At 61.2% G+C, this 21,674-nt stretch carries 19 protein-coding genes, 2 tRNA genes and 1 other RNA gene; 16 read left to right on the top strand and 6 right to left on the bottom strand.

Annotated elements, in window-relative coordinates:
• Positions 1-150: 150 nt before the first annotated feature.
• Positions 151-1,218: an S-layer homology domain-containing protein gene (locus HMPREF2528_RS05895; protein ID WP_012903668.1), complete on the bottom strand. Its 1,068-nt coding sequence runs from the start codon at positions 1,216-1,218 to the stop codon at positions 151-153.
• 375 nt (positions 1,219-1,593) lie between these two features.
• The gene (locus tag HMPREF2528_RS05890; RefSeq protein WP_070506506.1) at positions 1,594-2,385 is read right to left on the bottom strand and encodes a YaaA family protein; all 792 of its coding nucleotides are present in this window, start codon (positions 2,383-2,385) and stop codon (positions 1,594-1,596) included.
• A 171-nt stretch (positions 2,386-2,556) separates the two neighbouring features.
• On the opposite strand from HMPREF2528_RS05890, the gene rnpB reads away from it, so the two are divergent.
• An RNA gene (gene rnpB / locus HMPREF2528_RS05885) (RNase P RNA component class A) lies at positions 2,557-2,962 on the top strand.
• Positions 2,963-3,114: 152 nt separating this feature from the next.
• On the opposite strand, the gene def is transcribed toward rnpB, so the two are convergent.
• The 3 genes from def to orn form a co-directional block, all read right to left on the bottom strand.
• Positions 3,115-3,687, bottom strand: a complete 573-nt coding sequence (gene def / locus HMPREF2528_RS05880) for a peptide deformylase (protein ID WP_044141710.1) — start codon at positions 3,685-3,687, stop codon at positions 3,115-3,117.
• Positions 3,688-3,917: 230 nt separating this feature from the next.
• Positions 3,918-3,990 (bottom strand) — tRNA-His (locus HMPREF2528_RS05875).
• 106 nt (positions 3,991-4,096) lie between these two features.
• Positions 4,097-4,783, bottom strand: a complete 687-nt coding sequence (gene orn / locus HMPREF2528_RS05870; protein ID WP_049341386.1) for an oligoribonuclease — start codon at positions 4,781-4,783, stop codon at positions 4,097-4,099.
• 229 nt (positions 4,784-5,012) lie between these two features.
• Here orn and mptB point away from each other — a divergent pair, with 229 nt between their 5' ends.
• Both mptB and HMPREF2528_RS05860 read left to right on the top strand, forming a co-directional pair.
• Positions 5,013-6,686 (top strand): polyprenol phosphomannose-dependent alpha 1,6 mannosyltransferase MptB, encoded by a 1,674-nt coding sequence (gene mptB, locus HMPREF2528_RS05865; RefSeq protein WP_044150507.1) that lies wholly within the window; start codon positions 5,013-5,015, stop codon positions 6,684-6,686.
• A gap of 102 nt (positions 6,687-6,788) precedes the next feature.
• Positions 6,789-6,864, top strand: a tRNA-Arg gene (locus HMPREF2528_RS05860).
• Positions 6,865-6,959: 95 nt separating this feature from the next.
• On the opposite strand, the gene HMPREF2528_RS05855 is transcribed toward HMPREF2528_RS05860, so the two are convergent.
• A complete protein-coding gene (locus HMPREF2528_RS05855) occupies positions 6,960-7,856 on the bottom strand; it encodes an HNH endonuclease family protein (RefSeq protein WP_070506503.1) in 897 nt (298 codons plus the stop codon).
• Between the two features lie 361 nt (positions 7,857-8,217).
• Here HMPREF2528_RS05855 and ssb point away from each other — a divergent pair, with 361 nt between their 5' ends.
• The 13 genes from ssb to fabF all read left to right on the top strand — a co-directional run bounded on the left by ssb (position 8,218) and on the right by fabF (position 21,595).
• Positions 8,218-8,814, top strand: coding sequence for a single-stranded DNA-binding protein (gene ssb, locus HMPREF2528_RS05845; RefSeq protein WP_070543132.1), 597 nt, complete (start codon positions 8,218-8,220; stop codon positions 8,812-8,814).
• A gap of 217 nt (positions 8,815-9,031) precedes the next feature.
• Positions 9,032-9,379 (top strand): 50S ribosomal protein L19, encoded by a 348-nt coding sequence (rplS, locus tag HMPREF2528_RS05840; protein WP_005507488.1) that lies wholly within the window; start codon positions 9,032-9,034, stop codon positions 9,377-9,379.
• A 209-nt stretch (positions 9,380-9,588) separates the two neighbouring features.
• The gene (gene lepB / locus HMPREF2528_RS05835; protein WP_049347232.1) at positions 9,589-10,575 is read left to right on the top strand and encodes a signal peptidase I; all 987 of its coding nucleotides are present in this window, start codon (positions 9,589-9,591) and stop codon (positions 10,573-10,575) included.
• Positions 10,576-10,581: 6 nt separating this feature from the next.
• Positions 10,582-11,403 (top strand): ribonuclease HII, encoded by an 822-nt coding sequence (locus HMPREF2528_RS05830; protein ID WP_210390365.1) that lies wholly within the window; start codon positions 10,582-10,584, stop codon positions 11,401-11,403.
• 92 nt (positions 11,404-11,495) lie between these two features.
• Entirely contained in the window at positions 11,496-11,822 is a 327-nt protein-coding gene (locus HMPREF2528_RS05825) for a DUF2469 domain-containing protein (protein ID WP_049337707.1), read from the top strand.
• Between the two features lie 304 nt (positions 11,823-12,126).
• Positions 12,127-12,582, top strand: coding sequence for a YraN family protein (locus HMPREF2528_RS05820; protein WP_012903656.1), 456 nt, complete (start codon positions 12,127-12,129; stop codon positions 12,580-12,582).
• A complete protein-coding gene (locus HMPREF2528_RS05815; RefSeq protein ID WP_049337706.1) occupies positions 12,582-14,120 on the top strand; it encodes a YifB family Mg chelatase-like AAA ATPase in 1,539 nt (512 codons plus the stop codon). Before HMPREF2528_RS05820 ends, HMPREF2528_RS05815 begins: the two co-directional genes overlap by 1 nt.
• A gap of 162 nt (positions 14,121-14,282) precedes the next feature.
• On the top strand, positions 14,283-16,010 hold the full coding sequence (dprA, locus tag HMPREF2528_RS05810) for a DNA-processing protein DprA (RefSeq protein WP_246823892.1): 1,728 nt from the start codon (positions 14,283-14,285) through the stop codon (positions 16,008-16,010).
• Between the two features lie 250 nt (positions 16,011-16,260).
• On the top strand, positions 16,261-17,364 hold the full coding sequence (locus HMPREF2528_RS05805) for a tyrosine recombinase XerC (RefSeq protein WP_049347219.1): 1,104 nt from the start codon (positions 16,261-16,263) through the stop codon (positions 17,362-17,364).
• A 251-nt stretch (positions 17,365-17,615) separates the two neighbouring features.
• A complete protein-coding gene (locus HMPREF2528_RS05800) occupies positions 17,616-18,515 on the top strand; it encodes an ACP S-malonyltransferase (protein WP_070543125.1) in 900 nt (299 codons plus the stop codon).
• Positions 18,516-18,631: 116 nt separating this feature from the next.
• Positions 18,632-19,657 carry a beta-ketoacyl-ACP synthase III gene (locus HMPREF2528_RS05795; RefSeq protein ID WP_070543122.1) on the top strand — a complete coding sequence of 342 codons (1,026 nt, stop codon included), beginning with the start codon at positions 18,632-18,634 and terminating at the stop codon, positions 19,655-19,657.
• 204 nt (positions 19,658-19,861) lie between these two features.
• Positions 19,862-20,104: an acyl carrier protein gene (locus HMPREF2528_RS05790; RefSeq protein WP_005506250.1), complete on the top strand. Its 243-nt coding sequence runs from the start codon at positions 19,862-19,864 to the stop codon at positions 20,102-20,104.
• Between the two features lie 219 nt (positions 20,105-20,323).
• Entirely contained in the window at positions 20,324-21,595 is a 1,272-nt protein-coding gene (gene fabF, locus HMPREF2528_RS05785) for a beta-ketoacyl-ACP synthase II (RefSeq protein ID WP_070506485.1), read from the top strand.
• Positions 21,596-21,674 lie beyond the last annotated feature (79 nt).

The following is a 21,674-nucleotide window of genomic DNA, read 5'->3' as shown; positions in this document are numbered from 1 at the left end:
AAAAGGGGCATACAAAAAGGGGCGGTGAGAGAAAAACTCTCGCCGCCCCTTCTATAGGCCATAGGCCACTATCTTCAGCTGCTGTTCTCAGAGATCAACCCAAGCTAAAACATGTAGGTTAACCGCCCGGTTCACGGCACCTGCCAAATCTTAAGCATCGATATAAGGGCTACTGGGGATGTCAATCATGTCCAGCATTGACAGGACACGAGCCAGCTCCTCGCGGGTAGCAATCTTGGTCGGACGGAAATCCTTGCTCTTATTGTGAAAGCTCGTATCAATATTCACCGACGAGTGCAGCCACACCGACTCGGTGTAGAACGGGGCACCCGGCTTCATGTCCTGCGGGGTAGTGGGACGGAACCACGAAGGACGACGGCCGGGGGTAAGCATAAAGTAACGGTAGAAGAACGCTGCCATCGTAGCGCGGCTAGCCACCGCCTCCGGGTGCATCTTACCGTCAGACCAACCCGAGGTCAGACCATTCTGGTATGCCCAAATGTATGCCGAGTAACGCTCATCCTTCGGGGACACATCCGGGAACGGGGAACGCGCCGGAAGCTTAACCTTCGGCGAGCGGGCGCCTCGGTAGATTGCATCCATCAGATCGCTGCGGGTCACCGCACGCTTAGGGTAGAAGCAACGTTCCTTATCGAGCAGCAAAACCTTTGCCTTACATGACCTGTAGATATCGGGAGCGTACTCGCCATCCATATCAATATCCACAATGAAAGGTGCCCACGCAAACTCAGTGTTAATCGTCGGGCGAACCTCAATAGTACGCAGGATGGTGTACTGCTCACGGCGCGGACGAAGAGACAAGCGAATCCCGTAGTCCGCCTTCGGGCCACCAGTGACCTCGCGAGAAATGACGTGGTGCCTCACGTAGGGGTCATTCTCGATGCGCTTCTTCGGCTCAAGAGCGAAGAAGTAGAACTGCGTGAAGCCCTTCTCCTTGGTGTAGTAGCCAGCCTCAATGTATGGGGTGTACAGGCCAGTATCAAGCACAGCCTGCAGGCCTGTAATCTCGTAGCTGAGGTTGAAGCCGCTAATATCAAACGACGCCTCGGTAATCTTGAACGTCAGCGGGGTGGTCATAACGTCCAAGGTGGCAGCCTGGGCGCTCTGCTCGCCGGCATGGTGCGCACCCAAAGCGCCAGCGACTGTTAGTGCTGCCGCACCCTTAAAAAGGGCGCGACGAGAGGAAAAAGTAGACATATCATTGTCCCATCGATGTGTTTCTGAGTGGTTACTTCTACGCTAGCAAACCAATAACCATTGGTTAAGCCTCTAGTCGTTTGCTATGCGTACGCGGCGTGACGTGTTTCCATGTGTGCTGAGTTGAGAATGTGAATGCTAGTGAGTGATGTACCCGCCACCAATGGCGAGACGTTTAATACTATAAGCACTTCTGTGCACAAAAAGAAGGCGGATAGATAGACACTACCCGTCTTCTGCCCCGCAAAAACCTACCCGCTTAATGTGGGGAAATGTGGTTTTACAGGGGGAAATACAGACTTAAGCCCCTAGAAAAATAGTTAAAAAATTTTCAATATGATGCAAAAAATAGGCGAAAACAAATAGTTGGGCGACCTACTGCTCATGTACCAGCAACGTCAAAACGCCTGCCTTACGCGCCGTCGGCAGGGTGCACTCCACCGACCAGTCCGCGCTGATCGCCTCCAAAAATTCGGCAATACCAGCCGTAGAACCATCAATAGGACGAGCCGCCAAACCCGACTGAATCAGGTAGCGCGCAAACAAGCCACGATAATGCTTCGCCATATGCGAGACGACCTTACGCGACCCATCAGCCGCCACACGCTCCACGCGAACCGCCAGAGTCTGCGACGGGGGAGTCACCCACGACTTCGCGTACGCTGCAGAGCGGCAATCCAGAATCAGCTGGTCCTTCGCGGTTGCCTCCAGTGCGGTACCCAACGCACCCTTCCAGAAGGAGGCGAGCGCACCAATTGAACCCAGCTTCACGCCCATGGACAGGCGGTAGGCGGGAATCGCGTCCTCGGGGCGCAGAATACCCCACAGCGCCGAAGAAATCAGCAGCGACCAGTGCGCGGCATCGCGTTCGGCGGGGGAGAAGCTCGCATAATCCAGTGCCTCGAACAGCACGCCAGTGTAGGTGCGGATCGCGGGCTGCGCCGGTTCGGTCAGCAGGCGCGTATTGCGATCCACTTCTGCTTCGAGGGACGTGCCCACCTTGAGCTCTGCAAGGGCGTCGGGACCCGAGCTGACAGTCGCCAGCTCCTCCAGGACGCTCTCACGCTCAGCGGTCAGTTCGGGGAACGAGAGGTCAGCAAAGCATACGGGCGCGTTGCCTGCGGGGGCGGGGGTTTTACCTTCGGAGGGGGGAAGAAGAATCAGCATCTCTCCAGTGTACCCGTGAGACGCCGGGTAGCTACGAGGCGCGGGGTAGTTGCGAGACGATAGCGCGCCCGCGAGGCCGCTAGTGCGCCTCCGTGTACCCCTAAAGCACCCGCGAGACGAACCCGGAAAATAGCCGCCGCCAGGGGTATGCGTATAATGGGTGAGGTGAAACGGGCCGTCCGGGCAATCGCGAGGCACACGTGCTTCGAGGAAAGTCCGGGCTCCACAGCACAGGATGGTGGATAACATCCACTCGGGGTAACCCGCAGGCCAGTGCCACAGAAAGTAAACCGCCGCGGTTCGCCGCGGTAAGGGTGAAAGGGTGGTGTAAGAGACCACCAGCGGGCGCGGTGACGTGCCCGGCTAGGTAAACCCCATTCGGAGCAAGGTCAAACAGAATACGCCATGGTAGGGTAGTGCGCCCGATCCCCGTCAGCTTCCTTTACGGAGGTGGGGTGCGTATTCGGGTAGGCTGCTTGAGACGTGCGGCAACGTACGTTCTAGATAGATGATTGCCTCGAAACGCCCCTTCGGGCGGCGTTTTAGACAGAACCCGGCTCATAGGATGACCCGTTTCACGCTACCGTTGGCTGATGGAAAACATCATCAGTTGATGGGAAAACGAAGACCGCGAATGCGCTTGAGAGTGCATTCGCGGTCTTCGTTTATGCTCTGTCTAAGAGTCCTCTACTGAAAAGCTGGAGAGGCTCTGATTGGGTGAGTCAGCGATTAGTGGCCGAACGGATCCGGATCCACGCCGGGCATCCACGAGTTACCGTCGACGGTCCAGCCTTCCTTCTTCACGACCTTCTTCATCTTGCCGGTCCACTTCTTGTTCAGACGGTTCACGTACAGCTTGCCGTCCAGGTGGTCAGTTTCGTGCTGCATGCAGCGTGCGAACCAGCCGGTCGCCTCAAAGTGGACGGGGTTGCCGTGCTCGTCAAGACCGTTCACGGTCACCCACTCGGCGCGCTTGAGGGGGAAGCCGTAACCGGGGAAGGACAGGCAGCCCTCTTCCTCCTCGTACGGGTCCGGGTCAGCGGTAGAAATCTTGCCCAGGGTCAGTACCGGGTTGATGATGCAGCCGCGCGGGGGAACGCCGTCCTCATTCTCCATCTTGTAGGTGAAGATGCGCAGGCCCACACCAATCTGCGGTGCCGCCAGGCCCACACCGTTGGATGCGTCCATGGTCTCGTACATGTCAGCCACGAGCTCCTTGAGCTCATCATTAAACTCGGTGACGGGTGCCGCGGGGCGGTGCAGAACGGGGTTGCCGTGAATAACGATGGGGCGAATAGCCACGGAATTATCCTTTGCTTGTGTTGAACGGGAACTGTTGAGTGGGAACTTGCCGGGTGCCCCTGTCGCATGAGGATGCGGGGCATGCCCTGTTTCCGCTCGCTGGTTTAAAGTGCGGGTGTAAAAGCTCTGTTCCGGTAAACCGTGTGCGGGGCAACCGAACAGGGGATAACGCGAACAGAGGGTAAAGCGAAAGGGCCGTTACGGATAACCATAACGACCCTTTCCATCGGGGTGATCGACGGGGGTTGAACCCGCGACCTCCTGGACCACAACCAGGCGCTCTGCCAACTGAGCTACGACCACCATGTGCTTCGCTTGGTTTCCCTTGCGATATGCAACGGATACTACTGTACAGGAGATTCAGAAACCTGCCAAGTTGAAAAGCCGTGATGCTCGTTACATGCTGTGCTTACGCCTCGGACGCCTCTGCCGCCTCAGAAGCGGATGCCTCAGCCTCGCGCTCAGCCGACTCGCGTGCGGCACGCTCCGCCTCCACCTCACGCGCAATCTGCGCCGAAGCAATTGCATCCGGGCCCTGCGGCACAAAAATGGCGCGGCGGTAATACTTCAACTCATCAATCGAATCCTTGATATCGCCCAGCGCGCGGTGGTTACCGGTCTTCGCCGGGGCACTATGACGAGCCGCCGGATACCAGCGCGACGCCAGCTCCTTAATGGTGGACACGTCAATCACGCGGTAGTGAAGGTGCGCCATGACCTCTGGCATGTAACGCTCCAAGAAGCGCTTATCCATGCCCACCGAGTTGCCGCCCAGCTGCGCCTTGCCCGCCACCGGAACATACTTCTTGATGTAACGAAGCACCTGCTCCTGCGCGTAATCCATCGACACACCGTGCTCAATATCGGGCAGCAGACCCGACGCCTCATGCATCGAACGCACAAAATCATTCATGTTCTCCAGCGCACCGGCAGGAGACTCATCACCGGGCTTAATGACGAACTCAACGCCAGAACCCAGAATGTTCAAATCGGCATCCGTGACCAGGACGCCCACCTCGACGAGAGCGTCGTTCTCCACGTCCAGGCCGGTCATCTCGCAGTCAATCCATACAATACGTTCACTAGAAATACTCACCCTCCCACTCTACCCCCAAACGCCGCCGACACGGCGGACAGCACGTCACAAAAGGGTGCAAGACGGCACAGGCGGATGCGCAAACGGCGGTAGCGGGGGGAGAACTGCGCCACTCTGCGCGCCCTTGAGGTGTGTCCACAAGCGCTTTCGTAACAGTGATTCTCACAAGTGCGTCCAAGGGCTCCGGTATGATAAAAGCCAGAACGACGATGCAGACAGAAAGGGAGTTATGCGCGCACCAACAGAGCTAGCACACCGGCTCACCACCCCCGGTGCACACGACGCACCTCTCTCACCCAAACTCTTGGACTACGTCAATAATCACCGTCTGCGCACGGTAATTATTGGCACCATCGGCTCTATCATGGTCACCCTCGGCTCCTACGCCGTCGGCTGGCTCGCCGACAGCTCCAGCTTCTGGCGCTACGACATTATCCGCGCCATCCGATTCGAAGCCGCATGGGTCATCACCGGCATTATTATGCTCGCCCTCGGCGCCATGATTATGTGCCGCGAATGGTTGCGCATCTACCAGAAAATGGGCGACTGGAACGAACCCAACACCATGCGTTGGATGATTGCCGTCATCACCAGCTGGTCCCTGCCGCAGGTCTTCGCCTTCACCATCTACAGCCGCGACATGTTCTCCTACTACGGTCAGGGCATGGTCATGGCGCACGGCCTCAACCCGTACAAGCACGGTGTCTCCGAAATCTCGAACTTCATGCAGAACGGTGCGGACCCCATGTGGGCGGAATCCCCGCCCCCGTACGGACCGGTCTCCCTCAAGCTCGAAGAGTGGATTGTGCGCCTGGCGGGGGAGAACATCGACCTCTCCCTCTTCTACTTCCGCCTGCTCTCCGTGCTCGCGGTCATCGGCATCCTCTTCTACGTAGCAAAACTTGCCAAGGCACACGGCTTCAACCAGGTCCGCGCTCTCTGGCAGATCGGCCCGAACCCTCTGTTCATCGCATCGTTCATCGCCAGCGGCCACAACGACTCGCTCATGACCATGTTCATGCTCGGTGGCCTCTACTACGCTAAGCGCTACCGCGACACCTGGTGGGGTGGCCCGCTCGGTGTGACCTTCGTAGCCCTCGGCGTTGCCGTCAAGCCGCTCGCCCTCGTGGTGCTGCCCTTCGTGGGTCTGCTCTGGGCGGGTAAGAACGCCTCCTGGCCGCGCAAGTTCATCTTCTGGGCACTCTCCGGCGTGCTACTGCTCGCCGAAATGGCGCTCATGGGCTGGGCGACCGGACTGGAATTCGGCTGGATTAAGGCACTGTCCACCACCGGCGGCCAGTACATCTGGTACACCCCCTTCGGTCTGCTCATCGGCGCCGCCTCCCTATTCGTTCAAGGCGACGCATTCGAGGTCATCCGCAAGCTCATCGAAACCGTCGGCAAGGGCATCGGCATGCTTGGCGCCGTGGCAATGGCATTCGTCGGACGCGACCGCAACATCGTGCGCCACGCCGGCCTCGCGATCCTGTTCATGCTCCTGTGCAGCCCCATGATTCAGCCCTGGTACCTGCTCTGGGCAATCCCGATGCTCGCCGCAACCGGTCTGCGCTCGCACTTCCAGCTCATGTGGTACTTCATCACCACGCTGTTCTTCATGGCGTACGGTGTGAGCGACCAGCTGAACGTGTCGCCCTACCTGCGCGATTTCAACCAGGACATGGGCCGACTCATCGCGACCGTCATCTGCCTGGGCTACATCATCTACCTGGTCGCCCTCGACCCGGCAACCCGCCGCCTGGTGTACGTGAGCCTGCACCCCACGCAGATTCGCCGCACCACCATCCGCCTGTGGTGGCAGCTGTTCCCCGGCGCATCAAGCCGCCGTGCACGCCGCCGCGAGGTGAAGAAGGCAGAACGGGAAGCCGCCAAGGTAGGTTCCTAGCGCGAACTCCTAGTTCGCCAGCCTGGCTTAGCTCAGTGGAACAGCCCCGCGTGAGATGCGCTGTGCATGAGAAGCATAAATTCTCATGTACCCTAGAGGAAGGCCTCAGTAGCTCAGAGGATAGAGCAGGAGCCTTCTAATCTCTTGGTCGGGGGTTCGATTCCCTCCTGGGGCGCCACATGCAAAAACCGCCCCGCACCCTAAACTCAGGGTGCGGGGCGGTTTTCTTTATGCTTTTTGCGTGCGTGCCGGGAAGCTACTTCTTGGTCGGGGCTACTTCTTAGTGGGGTTCGTGTCCTTGCAAGAGTTGAGGACGCGCTCCATAACCTTCTTCTCGTCCGCGGTCACCCACAGTTTGTACTTCGCCTTCACGTGCACCTGGCGTGCCACGTAGGTGCAGCGGTAGGCGGTGTTGCTCGGCAGCCAGTCGGCGGCGTCCGCATCGGACTTCTGCTGGTTCGCCGGGCCGTCTGCAGCGAGCAGGTTCTCCGGGTCGTTCGCCAGCTGGCGGCGTTGCTCTGCGGTCAGATCCTGCGCGCCGGTCTGCCATGCGTTCGAAAGAGCCACCACGTGGTCAATCTGCACAGCCGAGGAGGTCTTCTTACCGCGCTTGAACTCGATGGTCTTGCCGGTGTACGGGTCAGCTAGAGTGCCGGTGATGACGGTGCAAGCGTGGGTCCTCACCTTGAAACGAACATTGGTCAGATCGCGGCGCAGAATGTCGTCGCGGGTGTTGCACTTGTTGCCGTCAACGTCATCCCAGGCGGGACCGAACTGATCACGAGAGTAGCCAACCTTCGACGCGCGTTCCTTCACTTGCAGGGACGCCAGCTCGCTCTTCGCGGTCGCCAGATCCGGTGCGAGCGCGGTCGCGGGATCAACCGCCTTGTACGGGTTCTTGACCTCGGCGAGGGTTTCGGTCTGAACGTTGGTCTCTTCATCCTCGGTGGCGGAGGTCGTCTTATCCGAACCGAGCAGCCCGTCCACACCGTTCTTACTCACATAGACCAGACCAATAATCAGCACGATCACGGTGAACAGGGCGAGCAGACCGTAAATGAGGCGCTTCTTCTGCGGGTCCATCGAATCGGGCAGCTTGGGTAGGTTGCGCTGCAGCTGCTGAAGTTCCTGCAGGGAGGGCAGGTTGTTGTTCGCGGGCTTTTTGCTCACGGGTTCTCCAAGGCGGGTAGACGGGATGCGGCTGAGTGCACCGCATCATCAAGGATAGAGCGCGAGGGGCTGAAATAGTTAACTTGAGGGCAAAAATAGCCGCCCCGACGCTGAGATACCTATCACGATGATACCTATCACGATGTCGAATGGGGCATAGCCGTCATATTTCTGCAGGGAATGCGTTGCCCGCAGGCGATTTTTGAAAAAACGGGGTGAAAAGTTCAAAAACTCTATCCACAGGCGGTGCCCAAAACCGCAAAACGCGAGGTTATCCACAGAACCGGTAACCACCGGGTGCAGGAGCGGGTCAGCGCTGGCAAGGTGAAGGAACCCACCCACTAGTTTCTAAGGAGAAACCATGAGCGACACCATCCTGATCCGCGGATTCACCGCCTCCGACCCGGCACTGAGCACCCTGCCCAACGGGGTGCCCGTCGTGAACTTTCGCCTCGCCAGTACCCCGCGCTGGCAGGACGCCACCGGCACCTGGAAAGAAGGCACCACCAACTGGTACACCGTGAAAGCCTACCGCCGCCTCGCCCAGAACATTGCCACCTCCATTGAGAAGGGGCAGCCGCTGGTCGTGAGTGGCCGCCAGCGCATTAGCCGCTGGAACCGCGAAGATGGCACGCAGGGCACTACCGTAGAGGTGGATGCCCTCGGCATCGGTCACGACCTGAACTACGGCACGAGTACCTTTGCCCGCACCGTGGAGAAGCGCACGGTCAACGAAGGCTCCCTGCCGGGTGCGCCTCAGCAGGGTATGCCGGGTGCGCCTCAGCAGGGTATGCCGGGTGCGCCGTTGCAGGAGGTACCTCAGTACACGCAGCAGTATGCTCCTTCGCCTGCACCCCAGCAGAACGCGGAGGCACCGGGCGTGACCGCTCAGGGTACTCCGGCGCAGAACGGCGCATCCCAGGGCGGGGGAGCACAGAGTGACGAACCCCCCTTCTAAAAGTGCTCCCCGGATGCTTGCATAAACGCGGGTGCATTGGGATAATGGAGCATTGTGTTGACATCGGGCACGCCCCTGCCGCAGGGGGAAGAGCGACCAACGATGTCAACCTTCGGGCACCAATCCTGTCCGAAGCATAAAGTTTTCTGTCCCGCAGTGGGGCAGAGCAATCTGAGTCTATTTGACCTGCGGCAGATGACTCTGGAGATCTACAACTATGCAGACTCTTGACTTCCTCGACAAGAAGTCCCTCCGTGACGACGTCCCCGCATTCGGCCCCGGTGACACCCTGAACGTTCACGTTAAGATCGTTGAAGGTAAGAACCACCGTATCCAGGTCTTCAAGGGCTTCGTCGTTGGCCGCCAGGGTGCAGGCGTTCGCGAGACCTTCACCGTCCGCAAGGTTTCCTTCGGCGTTGGTGTTGAGCGTACCTTCCCCGTTCACTCTCCCTCCATCGAGAAGATCGAGGTTGTGACCCGCGGTGACGTCCGTCGTGCAAAGCTGTACTACATGCGCGACCGCCACGGTAAGGCTGCTCGTATCCGCGAGAAGCGCGAGTTCTAATCTTTATAGATACAGAATTCTGTTGCAAACCGCTCCCCAACCGCATTCCGCGGGAGAGGAGCGGTTTTTGCATATTCTGAGACCCCGCTTTCTGAGAACCTTGCCGCTCTCAGAAAATAAAAGCCCAAGAGCGCAAACACTCTCGATACAATAGCTAGGTACCGTTTCACTCGAGCTAGGTATCTCTCAAACGAAAGGCTCACTCCAGCATGGCAGACGACAAGAACACTGCGAACACCAGCCCCTTCCCTGAGGGATACCAGCCTCAAAGCCGCCGCGAGCGCCGCGAAATGGAAGAATACTTTGCGCGCCTCGCCGCTGAAAAGGCTGCGGCAGAGAAGACGGCTACCGAGCAGAATGCCGCAGCGAAGAATGCCGAGCGCGAAGAAACCACCGATGAGGAGAGCGCCGTAGACGTGGAAACCACCAAGGACTTCTCCGAAATGACCCCCAAGGAACGCCGCAAGGCAAAGCGCGCCGAACAGGCGGAGCTGACCTACTCCCAGGCGCAGGAAGAAGGCCGCCTCGGCGAATGGCTCTGGGTACAGGCACGTGAGGGCGGCACCGTCATCCTCTACGCGCTGGTCATCGCATTCCTGGTCAAGACCTTCCTGCTGCGCGGCTTCTACATTCCCTCCGGCTCCATGGAGCAGACCCTGCAGGTCAACGACCGCGTGTTCATTAACGTGGCGGGCTCCTACTTTAGCGAGCCCAAGCGCGGCGACGTCATCGTCTTCAAGGATTCTCAGGGCTGGATTCCCTCCACCCAGAAGACCAGCAGCCCGCTCAAGGACGCCCTGTCCTTCGCGGGTATTCTGCCGGATACCTCCTCGAACTTCCTGGTCAAGCGCGTTATCGGTACCCCCGGTGACGTGGTCGAAAGCGACGGCAACGGCAAGATCAAGGTCAACGGCGTAGAAATCACCGAACCGTACCTGTACCCCGGCAACCCGCCCTCGGAGATGCCCTTCAAGGTGACCGTGCCCGCCGGCAAGTACTTCGTGATGGGCGACCACCGCAGCAACTCCGCCGACTCCCGCTACCACATTAGCGACGGCACCGCGTTCATCTCCAAGGACGACGTGCAGGGTAACGTGTTCGTGGTGGCGTGGCCGCTGAACCACTTCGGTCTGCTGCAGGATCAGAGCTCGGTGTTCTCCTCGGTTCCCGAGCCGACCTCCACCCCGAGCGAGTAAGCGAGCTTGGGAATGATGGTGAGCGCTCAGAAGAGCGCAACGAAACCCGCTCAAGCTAAGCCCGTGAAAGCAACCCCGCCCGCCGCCGACCTCGAGTACGAGCAGCAGCTCTTCGCCTCCGGCGCCCGCACGGTTGCCGGAATCGACGAGGTGGGCCGCGGCTCCATGGCGGGCCCGGTCACCGTGGGCGTCGCAATCCTCACCCCGGACGCCACCCTCGAAGTGGGCGGGCTGATCGACTCCAAGGCGCTCTCACCGGCACGCCGCGAATCCATGGTTCCCGAAATCCGCCAGTGGTGCGCCGTGGCGGTCGGGCACGTGGAACCGGCAGACATTGACCGGCTCGGCATGACCCTCTCGCTGAGGCTTGCCGCCCAGCGTGCGCTCGCAGAGCTGGCGCGCCGCGGATACCGTGCCGACGCCGCCCTGCTGGACGGTAAGCACGACTGGTTCACCCCTCCGCAGGAAGACCTGTTCAGTGCGCTGGCACCGGACCCGGCGCAGGCACACTACAACGCACTGCTCGCCCAGGCTTGGGAAGGCGCAGGCGACCCCGCGCAGATGCCGGTGACCATGGTCATTAAGGGCGACTACAAGTGCGCCTCCATTGCCGCAGCATCGGTGGTAGCGAAGGTAGAACGTGATGAGCTGATGGTCCAGCTGGATACCCGCTATCCGGGGTACGGTTGGGCAAAGAACAAAGGCTACGGATCCGCCGCTCACCGCGAGGCGATTAGCGTGCAGGGCCCCAGCCTGCAGCATCGACTGTCATGGTCGCTTCCGGCGACCGCCGAGCAGATTGAGGCCGCCGCGGCACAGCGCGGCTAGGGCGCGTGGCACTCCTGAAAACCGCGCCTCGGAAGCTGGCGAAAACCTAACGTGCCACCGCTGAATCAGTACTAACCAGGAAAGGAAGAGCAGTGAGCGCAGAAGACCTCGAAAACTACGAGACCGACGCCCAAATGGCGCTCTACCGCGAATACAAAGACGTCATGTCGCTCTTTAGCTACGCGGTAGAAACCGACCGACGCTTCTACCTGGCAAACCAGGTGGACGTCACCCCGCACGTGCAGGACGGCACCCTCTACTTTGAGGTGAGCATGAGCGACGTGTGGGTGTGGGATGTATTCCGCTCCAACCGCTTTGTGAAGAAGGTGCACGCCTACTCGGTACGTGACGTGAACGTGGAGGAGCGCCTGCCCAACCAGGAGTTCACCGTGCCGGAAATGCCGGACTTTAACACCTAGCTCACGCCTGATTCACCGCATTGCCGGGGGAAGCAGGCGGCTGCTGAGCTACCGGGCGGCAGCGCTGGGTGATGAAACCGCGTGATGAAACTGCGTGATAAACCAGCACGAATATGACGCGGCGAATCGGCACTCGAGCGGTGTTTTTGAAAAATATGCCCCAAAATTTCAAATAAATGGCTGTGGATAACCTCTAATTCCTTCTGAGAACCGAGGTTATCCACAGTTTTTCGTTAACCGCGTTCAGGCACGCGCGCGGCGGGCACAGTAGAAACACTACCGCTATCTACCTGGGGAGAGACCCATGACAACAGCCCGAATAACAGCCCGCGCCGCAACCCGAAGCGCACCCAACAGACCCCTGCTCCGCAGAACCTCGCCCCGCGCCCACAGCGTCGGTAGGTGGGGCGAGGAGCTGACCGCCCGCATCCTGGAGACGAACGGCTACCGGATTCTGGAGAGGAATTGGCGACCGCCCGCTGGACTGGAACACGAACAGATTCGCGGGGAGCTCGACCTGATCGCCATTGACCCCGAGGACGAACTGGTTTTCGTTGAGGTCAAGACCCGCAGCAGCGAAGACTTTGGGCACCCGTTCGCGTCCATTGACCGTGATAAGGCGCGCCGCACGCGCTCGCTGGCGATTCTCTGGTGCAGGCTGCGCGAGAACCTGGATTTTCCACGCTTTCGCATCGACGCAATTGCGGTGACCGGAACTTGCGAAACCTTTACCTTCGAGCATCTGAAGGCGGTGGCGTAATGGGATTCGCACGCACCTATTCCGTGGCGCTCGTGGGCTTGCGCGGGCACATTGTTGACGTTGAGGCTGACATCTCACAGGGCCTGCCCGGCTTCGTGCTGCTGGGTCTGCCTGACACCGCCCTCAACGAGTCGAAAGAGCGTGTGCGCTCCGCAGCGAAGAACACCGGCATCACCCTCACTCAGCACCGGCTTACGGTGAACCTGACCCCGGCGACCCTGCCCAAGCGCGGCTCGGCGTTCGATCTAGCCATTGTGGTTGCGGCGCTGCAGGCGGAGAAGAAACTGCACCCCAGCGGCGATAGCGTCTTCCTGGGTGAGCTGGGCCTGGACGGAACGCTACGCCCCGTGCCGGGCATCCTGCCGGCAGTTAAAGCCGCCGTGGACGCCGGACACCACCGCGTGATTGTGCCCGCCGAAAACGCTGAGGAGGCGGCGCTCATTCCCGGCGCGCAGGTGAGCGGTTTCCGCTGCCTGGCTGAGGTTTTTGCCGCGCTCGGCGCGGAGAGTCAGAAGCTGACCTACCCGCCCGCCCCGCAGACGGAGGCGAGCGCACCGGTAGCGAAACCGACTGAAATTCCCTCCGATATGAGCGATGTTGCCGGTCAGTCACAGGGCCGTTTCGCCCTGGAAATTGCAGCTGCCGGCGGCCACCATATGCTGCTGACAGGCCCGCCCGGCTCGGGTAAAACCATGCTGGCGGAGCGCCTGCCGAGCATCCTGCCGACCCTCGATAATGATGCCGCGATGGAAGTGACCGCTATTCGTTCCCTCTGCTCGGCGGGGGAGCACCTGAGCGAGCTGGTGCGTCAGCCGCCCTTTGAGGCGCCGCATCATAGCGCCTCCGCGCCGGCGATTCTTGGTGGCGGTAGCGGCATTCCCCGCCCGGGCTGTGTGTCTAAAGCGCACCGCGGCGTGCTCTTTCTCGACGAGGCGCCGGAGTTCAAACGCACGGTGCTCGATTCGCTCCGTCAGCCCCTGGAGTCGGGGACCGTGACCTTGGATCGTTCGAGCGCGTCGGCGACCTATCCGGCGCGGTTTCAGCTGATCCTGGCGGCGAACCCGTGCCCCTGCGGCATGAACGTGGGCACCGGTACGGAGTGCACGTGCGCCCCGCGTGAGCGTCGCGCCTATTTTGGGCGGCTGTCCGGCCCGCTGGTGGACCGCATTGACGTGAATGTGACGGTTCCGAAGGTGTCGTCCACGGAGCTTGCGGGCGGTCAGGTGAACGAGAGTTCGGCGCAGATTCGTGAGCGCGTCATGGCGGCGCGACAGGCTCAGCGGGAGCGTCTGGAGCCGTACGGGTTGAAGACGAATGCGGAGATGAACGGCAAGATTTTGCGCGGTCCGTTGCGTCTGGATGCGAAGCTCACCGGCGAACTGAACGCCGCCGTGGACCGCGGAACGCTGACGGCTCGCGGCTACGACCGGGTGCTGCGTATCGCCTGGACTCTCGCCGATTTGGAGGGGGCCGCCTACCCGAGCCGGGAGCACCTGGATGTGGCGCTTTTTCTGCGGCAGCAGGGGCAATTGAAATAATGCGCCAGCTGAAATAGGGCCAGCTGACATAGCGTGCCGGTTTATAGAAGGAATCACTCACGAGAGGAGAAGAACGTCATGAGTGAGAAGAAGCTCAGAAAACGAGCTGAAGAGGCCGAATTGAAAGAAAATGGGCTGAGAGAAACAGCGCCGGACGAGTGTGTGCCAGAAGAGAAAGTAACGGGGGAGAGCGCGCCTGAAGAGAGCGCGGCGGAGGATTTTGTGCAGGAGGAACTGCAGATTCGCCTGCCCGGTCGCACCCTGGATGCGCACGCCCTGGCGCGTGAGAGAGTGGCGCATATCCTGTCGCTGGGGCAGGAGCCTTCGCCGAGCCCGTATAACGCGGCGCGGTTGCCGGGGTTCCTCGCATCCTGCCTGAACCCGGTGTACCTGGAAGAGATGCACCTGAATGAGATGAATCAGCAGGAACAGCAGAGGGAGCGGCTACAGGGTGAGGCGCTACAGGGTGAGCACCCCGAACCTGTGATGGGCACCGCCTCCAGCGGTTCTGACCCAGCACCCCTGCTCAATCCAGCACCCCTGTTCAACCCAGCCCTCAGCGCGGAGGAGCTTGAGGCAGCGTGCCGCGAGTACATCCGCTGTTGCACCGCCCAGCTGATGCGCTACGCCGAACCCGCCGATGAGCTCGTGGTCGAATCCCTCACCACCCTGGGAGCGCCGCTGACCCTGCACTACCTGCTGACCGGGCACATCCCCGATGAGCACACCTGGGAGCACGGCGAACCGGATACGCAGCTCAGCGATTTTCTGCACTCGGTGGGTGCACCCGCGGAAGGGGAGTCCGCCCTGTTCTGTAGCGCGAATGGCTACTACACGCCGGGTGAGCATCAGATGAGCCGCGATAAGTTCGGCAAGGCGCTCGCGACCCGCCGCCTGCGCTGGAACCGCCGCATGGAACGCACCCTGAACGCGGAGGCGCATATGGCGGCAACCTGCGGGGCGTGGCTGGTCACTCCCGCCGATCCGCTGTGGCCGCCGCAGCTGAACGATTTGGGGCCTGCTCGACCGTACGGACTGTGGTGCCGAGGCGATTCGCGGCACCTGCTGGATGTGGCCTCTGCCCCGAGCGTGGCGCTGGTCGGTTCGCGTGACCCGAGCATCTACGGTACGGAGGCGACGACCCACCTTGCCGCTGAGCTGGCGCGCCGCGGGTACACGGTGATTTCTGGCGGTGCGATGGGCATTGATATTGCGGCGCATAGGGCGGCACTGACCCAGCAGGGTAGCGACCTGCCGACCATCGCTTTCATGGCGGGTGGGCTGGATCGGCTGTACCCGGCGCAGAACTCGGATGCACTGAATATGATTGTTAACCGCGGGCTCATCATGAGCGAGGTGAGCGTGGGTAACACCCCCACGCGTTGGCGTTTTCTGGAGCGTAACCGCCTGATTGCGGCGTTGGCGCGGCACACCATTGTGGTGGAGGCGCGCTGGCGTTCCGGTGCCCTGAATACGGCTCGTCACGCGATGGAGATTGGGCGTACCCTCTGGGCGGTTCCGGGGCAGATTAACTCGCCGAACTCGGTGGGAACGAACCGTCTGTTGCGCGATGGACTAGCGCAAACACTCACCGAGGCCGCCGACATCCTCGAGTACGATGCCGCCGCGGGGTTCGAGCTGGGCACCGAGCACGAGAGCGAATGGGATCAGGCTGCCTCCTCCAGTGCACTGGACGAGCTGACCGAACGACAGGGTAGAGTCTGGGACGATTTGAGCCCGCGCTCCTACCGCGGCGTGGATGAGATTGCCGCAGCCCTCGGGTTGAGCGCTCGCGACGTGATGGCTGACCTGTTCCACCTGGGTCGCTGCGGTCTGGCGGAGAGTAGCGGAACGAGCTGGCGGAAGGTCCGCCCGGCTGTCGCTGCGTAGAAGAGCCCCCGCTGAGTACCCCGCTAAAACCCTGTCTGAACGCCCGTAGTGAACATCCAGGCAGTAGCGGGTTGCGGCGGTCGGGCATGACGGGACGGCCGGTCATAACAAGGCAGCACGTGGAGAGCGTGGAACCTCTCTACAATTGGGGTAGGCTTGCGCATACTTGCGCGGAGCCTACCCCGCCGCTGCGCTATCAGCAGACGCGCGGAGAAAATGTCGACAGACCGAAACCCGAAAGGAGGGACGCATGACCCCCGCCCGCCAGCACGAAAACCGGGCTGAGAACCGGAACGAAAGCCGGGAAGATTACCGGGACGAGGCTCCCTCCACGACCCTGCCGGTGACCTACACCCGCACGCTTGCGCCGGAGCAAGTAGAGAGCTCTGCTCTACCTGATTCTGCACTGCCTGAATCGGCGCTAGGGGTTTCCGGCGAGGTGTTCCGCCCCGTCCTGGACCGTTTTGAGCGTTTTCTGCGCTACGAGAAGCACCGTTCCGAAGAGACAATCCGCTCGTATATCTCCGATTTGGAGGGCTTCTTCGGCTATATGGCGCGCCGCGGTGTGCGGCATCTGGACAGCATTGATGCGTCCCTGATTCGTGAGTGGTTGGGTTCGCTACATCTGCGGCAGGCGGCTCGTTCTACGGTGGCGCGCCGCGGTTCGACCCTGCGCACGTTCTTCACCTGGGCTCAGGAAGAGGAGCTGGTACACGCCAACCCGACCCGCGGTATGCGCACCCCCAAGCGGGAGAATCACCTGCCGCCGGTGCTGAGCCGCGAGCAGATGAACCAGCTGCTGACCACTCTGCAGGAGCGCCGGGCGCAGGATCCTCGTGATGCGCGCCTGCTGCGCCTGGAAGCCGTGGTTGAGGTGCTGTACGCCTCGGGCATGCGTATTTCTGAGCTGACCGGCCTGGATTTGCAGAGCGTGGACCGGGCGAATAAGACGGTGCGCGTGCTGGGTAAGGGCAATAAGGAGCGCGTGGTGCCGCTGGGTACTCCGGCGCTCAAGGCGTTGAATCGTTGGGTGTCCTATGGTCGTCCGCAGTGGATTCCGGAGGGTTCTCAGGGCGTGACGGCGCTGTTTATTGGCCCTCGTGGTGGGCGTGCGAATGCCCGTCAGATTCGTGAGGACCTGACCCGCCTGCTACGCACGGTGGAGAACACTCAGGCGTCGGGTGCGCACGTTTTGCGTCATTCGGCGGCGACTCACCTGGTTGATGGTGGTGCCGATATTCGTTCGGTGCAGGAGCTTCTGGGGCATTCGTCGTTGGCGACCACGCAGATTTACACGCACGTGTCGATGAAGCGTCTGGCGGAGACGTACGCGCGGGCGCATCCGCGAGCATAGGGGTGACACCCCGAAAATTAGCTGTCTCTCTATTTGAACCTTGCCCGTTCGGGTTGTACGAATGGACGAGTTCAATCTAAGCTATACACTGTTCAATGTCTGCCTAAATATCCCGCGCAGCCCAAAGTTTCTGCACAGTGATGTTTATACAGGGCGGCTGAACAAGGTAGCATAGGTAACAGACTAACCGTGGTCTCCGTCTCTATAATGGCACCGCGTACGAGTACTAAAAACCAGAAAGGTCGCACCGCATGCGCGCACTCGTTTGCCCCGGACAGGGCTCCCAGAAGAAGGGCTTCCTGAGCCCCTGGCTCGAGATTGAAGGTGTGCGTGAGCACCTGGAACGACTCTCTGAAGCGGCAGGCATCGACCTGATTCACTACGGCACCGAAGCCGAAGAAGAAACCATCAAGGACACCGCAATCGCCCAGCCCCTCATCGTGGCTGCAGGCATCGTCACCGGTCGCCTCGCACTGCGCGAACTCGACGGTGAAGAGCTCATCTTCGCGGGCCACTCCGTCGGCGAAATCACCGCAGCAGCCCTCGCAGGCGTACTCAGCGACGAAGACGCAATGCGTTTCGTGCGCGTGCGCGCTAACGGCATGGCGGAGGCGGCAGCCGCCTCCCCGACCGGCATGGCTGCAGTACTCGGCGGCGTTGAAGAAAACGTCCGCGAAGCCATCGACGCAGCAGGCCTCGTCGCAGCAAACTCCAATGGCGGCGGCCAAATCGTAGCCGCAGGCCCCATCCCCGCCATCGAAGCATTCGCCGCGAACCCGCCCGCACGCGCTCGCGTCATCCCCCTGAAGGTCGCTGGCGCATTCCACACCGAGGCAATGGCACCCGCCGTGCCCGCACTGGAAGAGTTCGCCGCATCCCTGCAGGTCTCCGACCCGACCTCTGCACTGCTGACCAACCGCGACGGTTCCGCCGTGGCATCCGGTGAAGAGTTCGTCAAGACCCTCGTCTCCCAGGTCACCAGCCCCGTCCGCTGGGATCTGTGCATGGCAACCCTGCTTGAGCGTGAAGTTGCCGGCATTATTGAGGTCGCTCCCGCAGGCACCCTGATCGGCCTGGCAAAGCGCGCGATGCGCGGCGTGCCCGGCACCTCCATCAACACTCCCGAGGATCTCGCCTCGCTGAAGGGCTAAACACTGGGGGAGAGCGCCCCGCCCTCCCCGCAATGGGAACCCTTCACACTAGACATGCACTTTAGACATGCAAGGCACACAGTGCCTTGCGAGCATCAGCACTAAGGATTGAATACGTGACTACCCTCAAGCAGTACGAAATCAACCGCTACTCCCGCATCCTCGGTTACGGCGCAGCCCGCGGTGAGGTCATCGTCCCCAACGACGACATCGTTGAGGCAATCGACTCCTCCGACGAGTGGATCAAACAGCGCACCGGCATCGCAACTCGCCACCGCGCCAGCGAAAACCAGTCGGTAACCGACCTTGCCATCGGTGCCGCCAAGGACGCCCTCGAAGCATCCGGTGTAGCCGGTGAGGACATTGAGGCGGTCATCATCTCGACCATCTCGCACCCCTACGCAACCCCCTCCCTGGCAACCCTGGTCGCCGACGCAATCGGCTCCAAGTGCCCCGCATACGACATCTCTGCAGCGTGTGCAGGTTTCTGCTACGGCATCGCCCAGGCAGACGCCCTCGTCCGCGCCGGCACCGCAAAACACGTGCTGGTCATCGGCGTTGAGAAGCTCTCCGACTTCATCGACAACACCGAACGCACCATCTCCTTCCTGCTCGGAGACGGCGCAGGCGCAGCAGTCGTAGGCGTATCCGACGAACCCGGCATCGCCCCGACCGTATGGGGTTCGGACGGCTCCCGCTGGGGCACCGTCGGCATGACCCACTCCCTGCTGGACATCCGCAACCGCGACTTCGCCGCAAACCCCGTCGAAGAAGGCGAAAAGATCTGGCCCACCCTGCGTCAGGACGGCCCCTCCGTCTTCCGTTGGGCAGTATGGGAAATGGCGAAGGTCGCCAAGCAGGCACTCGAAACCGCCGGCATTACCCCCGACGAGCTCGGCGCGCTCATTCCGCACCAGGCAAACGCCCGCATCATTGACCAGATGGTCAAGACCCTCAAGCTTCCCGACACGGTGGCAGTGGCACGCGACATCGTCGATGCCGGTAACACCTCCGCCGCATCGGTCCCCCTCGCCGCGCACCGCCTGCTCAAGGAGAACCCGGAACTCTCCGGCAAGCTCGCCCTGCAGATTGGTTTCGGTGCCGGCCTGGCATTCGCAGCTCAGGTAGTCGTCCTTCCCTAAGGAAAACCACCAGAGCCCGATGCTCACCGCCCCTCACGACCGGCACAGCGCCGGTGCGCGAGAAAGAAAAGAAAGCGGGAAAGCATCCCCACAAACTCCGAGTTGACGCATGCGTACACCACGCAGACACGATAAACTCGGTAATGCACGCGTACCCCCACCCGGCGGGTGCGATGACCATCGAAAAAACAAAGGAGCCCCTGAATGGCTAACAAGGAAGAGATCCTCGCAGGTCTGGCAGAGATCGTTAACGAAGAGACCGGCGTTGAGGTTGAGGACGTTCAGCTGGACAAGTCCTTCACCGAGGACCTGGACATCGACTCCATCTCGATGATGACCATCGTCGTGAACGCTGAGGAGAAGTTCGAGGTGACCATCCCGGACGAAGAGGTCCAGAACCTCAAGACCGTTGGCGACGCAGTCGAGTTCATCGCGAACGCTGCCTAAGCTATAACCAATAACGAGGCGGCGCGGGCTCTCACCGGCCCGCGCCGCATCGCTATTCACTCAGCTTTCAATCCAACATACCCCCGGGAACACACAGGGTGCGATGACTGCACTCTCCACGGCGTGAAAACGCCCACTGTAAACCCCGGGTCCAACAGGTTTTTATCCACACACCACCGGATAAACCACCAAATCGACCACCGAAGAGAAAGTGCCACAATGTCTCGAAAAGTGCTGGTGACCGGCCTCGGCGCGACCACCCCCATTGGCGGCGACGTCCCCACCACCTGGGAAAACGCAACCAAGGGCGTATCTGGTGTATCCACCCTCGACCACCCCTGGGTCAAGGAATACGACCTGCCCGTATACATTGCAGGCCAGCTCGCCGTGCCCGCCCTCGAATCCGGCCGCCTCACCAAGGTAGAAGCAAAGCGCCTGGATCCCTCGGGCCAGCTCGCCCTCATCGCCGCACGCGAAGCATGGGAAGACGCAGGGTTCTCCGGCCCCGACGCCGACTCCGCAGAAGAAGTCGACCCCGAACGCACCGGCGTAGCCTTCGGCACCGGTATCGGCGGCGTGTGGACCCTTCTCGACGCATGGGACACCCTCCGCGAAAAGGGCCCCCGCCGCGTCCTCCCCATGACCGTTCCCATGCTCATGCCCAACGGCAACGCAGCAGCCGTCTCCATGAACCTCAAGGCACGCGCCGCAGCACAGACCGTCGTCTCCGCATGCGCATCCTCCACCGAAGCCATGCAGCTCGGTGCTGAAATGATCCGCAGCGGTAAGGCAGATGTCGTCATCGTCGGCGGTGCCGAAGCAGCAATCCACCCGCTTCCCATGGCAGCATTCGCCAAGATGCAGGCACTCTCCTCCCGCAACGACGAACCCGAAAAGGCATCCCGCCCCTACGACGTCGACCGCGACGGCTTCGTCATGGGTGAAGGCGCAGCAGCCCTCATCCTCGAATCCGAAGAGCACGCCAAGGCACGCGGCGCACGCGTCTACGCGGAACTGGCAGGCACCGGCGTATCCGCTGACTCCTACCACATCACCGCACCGGACCCCGCAGCACTCGGCGCAACCCGTGCACTGCGCGAAGCCCTCGAAGACGGCAACATCGACCCGAAGACCGTCGTGCACATCAACGCGCACGCCACCAGCACCCCCGCCGGTGACCTGCCCGAAGCAACCGCAATGCACGAAACCTTCGGCGAGCACACCAAGAACATTGCCGTCTCCGCAACCAAGTCCATGACCGGCCACCTGCTCGGCGGCGCGGGCGCACTCGAAGCCGTACTCACCGTACTGGCACTGCACCACCGCACCGCACCCTGCACCATCAACCTGGACAACAAGGACCCCCAGATTGACCTGGATGTGGTGACCGAGGCACGCGAGCTGCCCGCCGGCGAGATCGTGGCACTGTCGAACTCCTTCGGTTTCGGCGGTCACAACGCGGTTGTAGCATTCCGTTCCGTAGAGGACTAAAAACTCTTCGACAGCCTCATAGGAAGGGCACGTCGGACAATGCTAGCGGGGGAGTGCCCCCTCTTCAGCGCCTGGGGGC

This window comes from Rothia sp. HMSC078H08 (assembly GCF_001808955.1).
Classification (GTDB): domain Bacteria; phylum Actinomycetota; class Actinomycetes; order Actinomycetales; family Micrococcaceae; genus Rothia.
The sequence above is the reverse complement of the archived record's forward strand: the minus strand, read 5'-3'. Positions and strand labels throughout refer to the sequence as shown.

Bases quoted from the DNA above. Each gene is read 5' to 3' on its own strand.
- HMPREF2528_RS05895 (WP_012903668.1), bottom strand. From the start codon at position 1,218: ATGTCTACTTTTTCCTCTCGTCGCGCCCTTTTTAAGGGTGCGGCAGCA.
- HMPREF2528_RS05890 (WP_070506506.1), bottom strand. From the start codon at position 2,385: ATGCTGATTCTTCTTCCCCCCTCCGAAGGTAAAACCCCCGCCCCCGCA.
- mptB (WP_044150507.1), top strand. From the start codon at position 5,013: ATGCGCGCACCAACAGAGCTAGCACACCGGCTCACCACCCCCGGTGCA.
- ssb (WP_070543132.1), top strand. From the start codon at position 8,218: ATGAGCGACACCATCCTGATCCGCGGATTCACCGCCTCCGACCCGGCA.
- rplS (WP_005507488.1), top strand. From the start codon at position 9,032: ATGCAGACTCTTGACTTCCTCGACAAGAAGTCCCTCCGTGACGACGTC.
- lepB (WP_049347232.1), top strand. From the start codon at position 9,589: ATGGCAGACGACAAGAACACTGCGAACACCAGCCCCTTCCCTGAGGGA.
- HMPREF2528_RS05820 (WP_012903656.1), top strand. From the start codon at position 12,127: ATGACAACAGCCCGAATAACAGCCCGCGCCGCAACCCGAAGCGCACCC.
- HMPREF2528_RS05815 (WP_049337706.1), top strand. From the start codon at position 12,582: ATGGGATTCGCACGCACCTATTCCGTGGCGCTCGTGGGCTTGCGCGGG.
- HMPREF2528_RS05805 (WP_049347219.1), top strand. From the start codon at position 16,261: ATGACCCCCGCCCGCCAGCACGAAAACCGGGCTGAGAACCGGAACGAA.
- HMPREF2528_RS05800 (WP_070543125.1), top strand. From the start codon at position 17,616: ATGCGCGCACTCGTTTGCCCCGGACAGGGCTCCCAGAAGAAGGGCTTC.
- HMPREF2528_RS05790 (WP_005506250.1), top strand. From the start codon at position 19,862: ATGGCTAACAAGGAAGAGATCCTCGCAGGTCTGGCAGAGATCGTTAAC.
- fabF (WP_070506485.1), top strand. From the start codon at position 20,324: ATGTCTCGAAAAGTGCTGGTGACCGGCCTCGGCGCGACCACCCCCATT.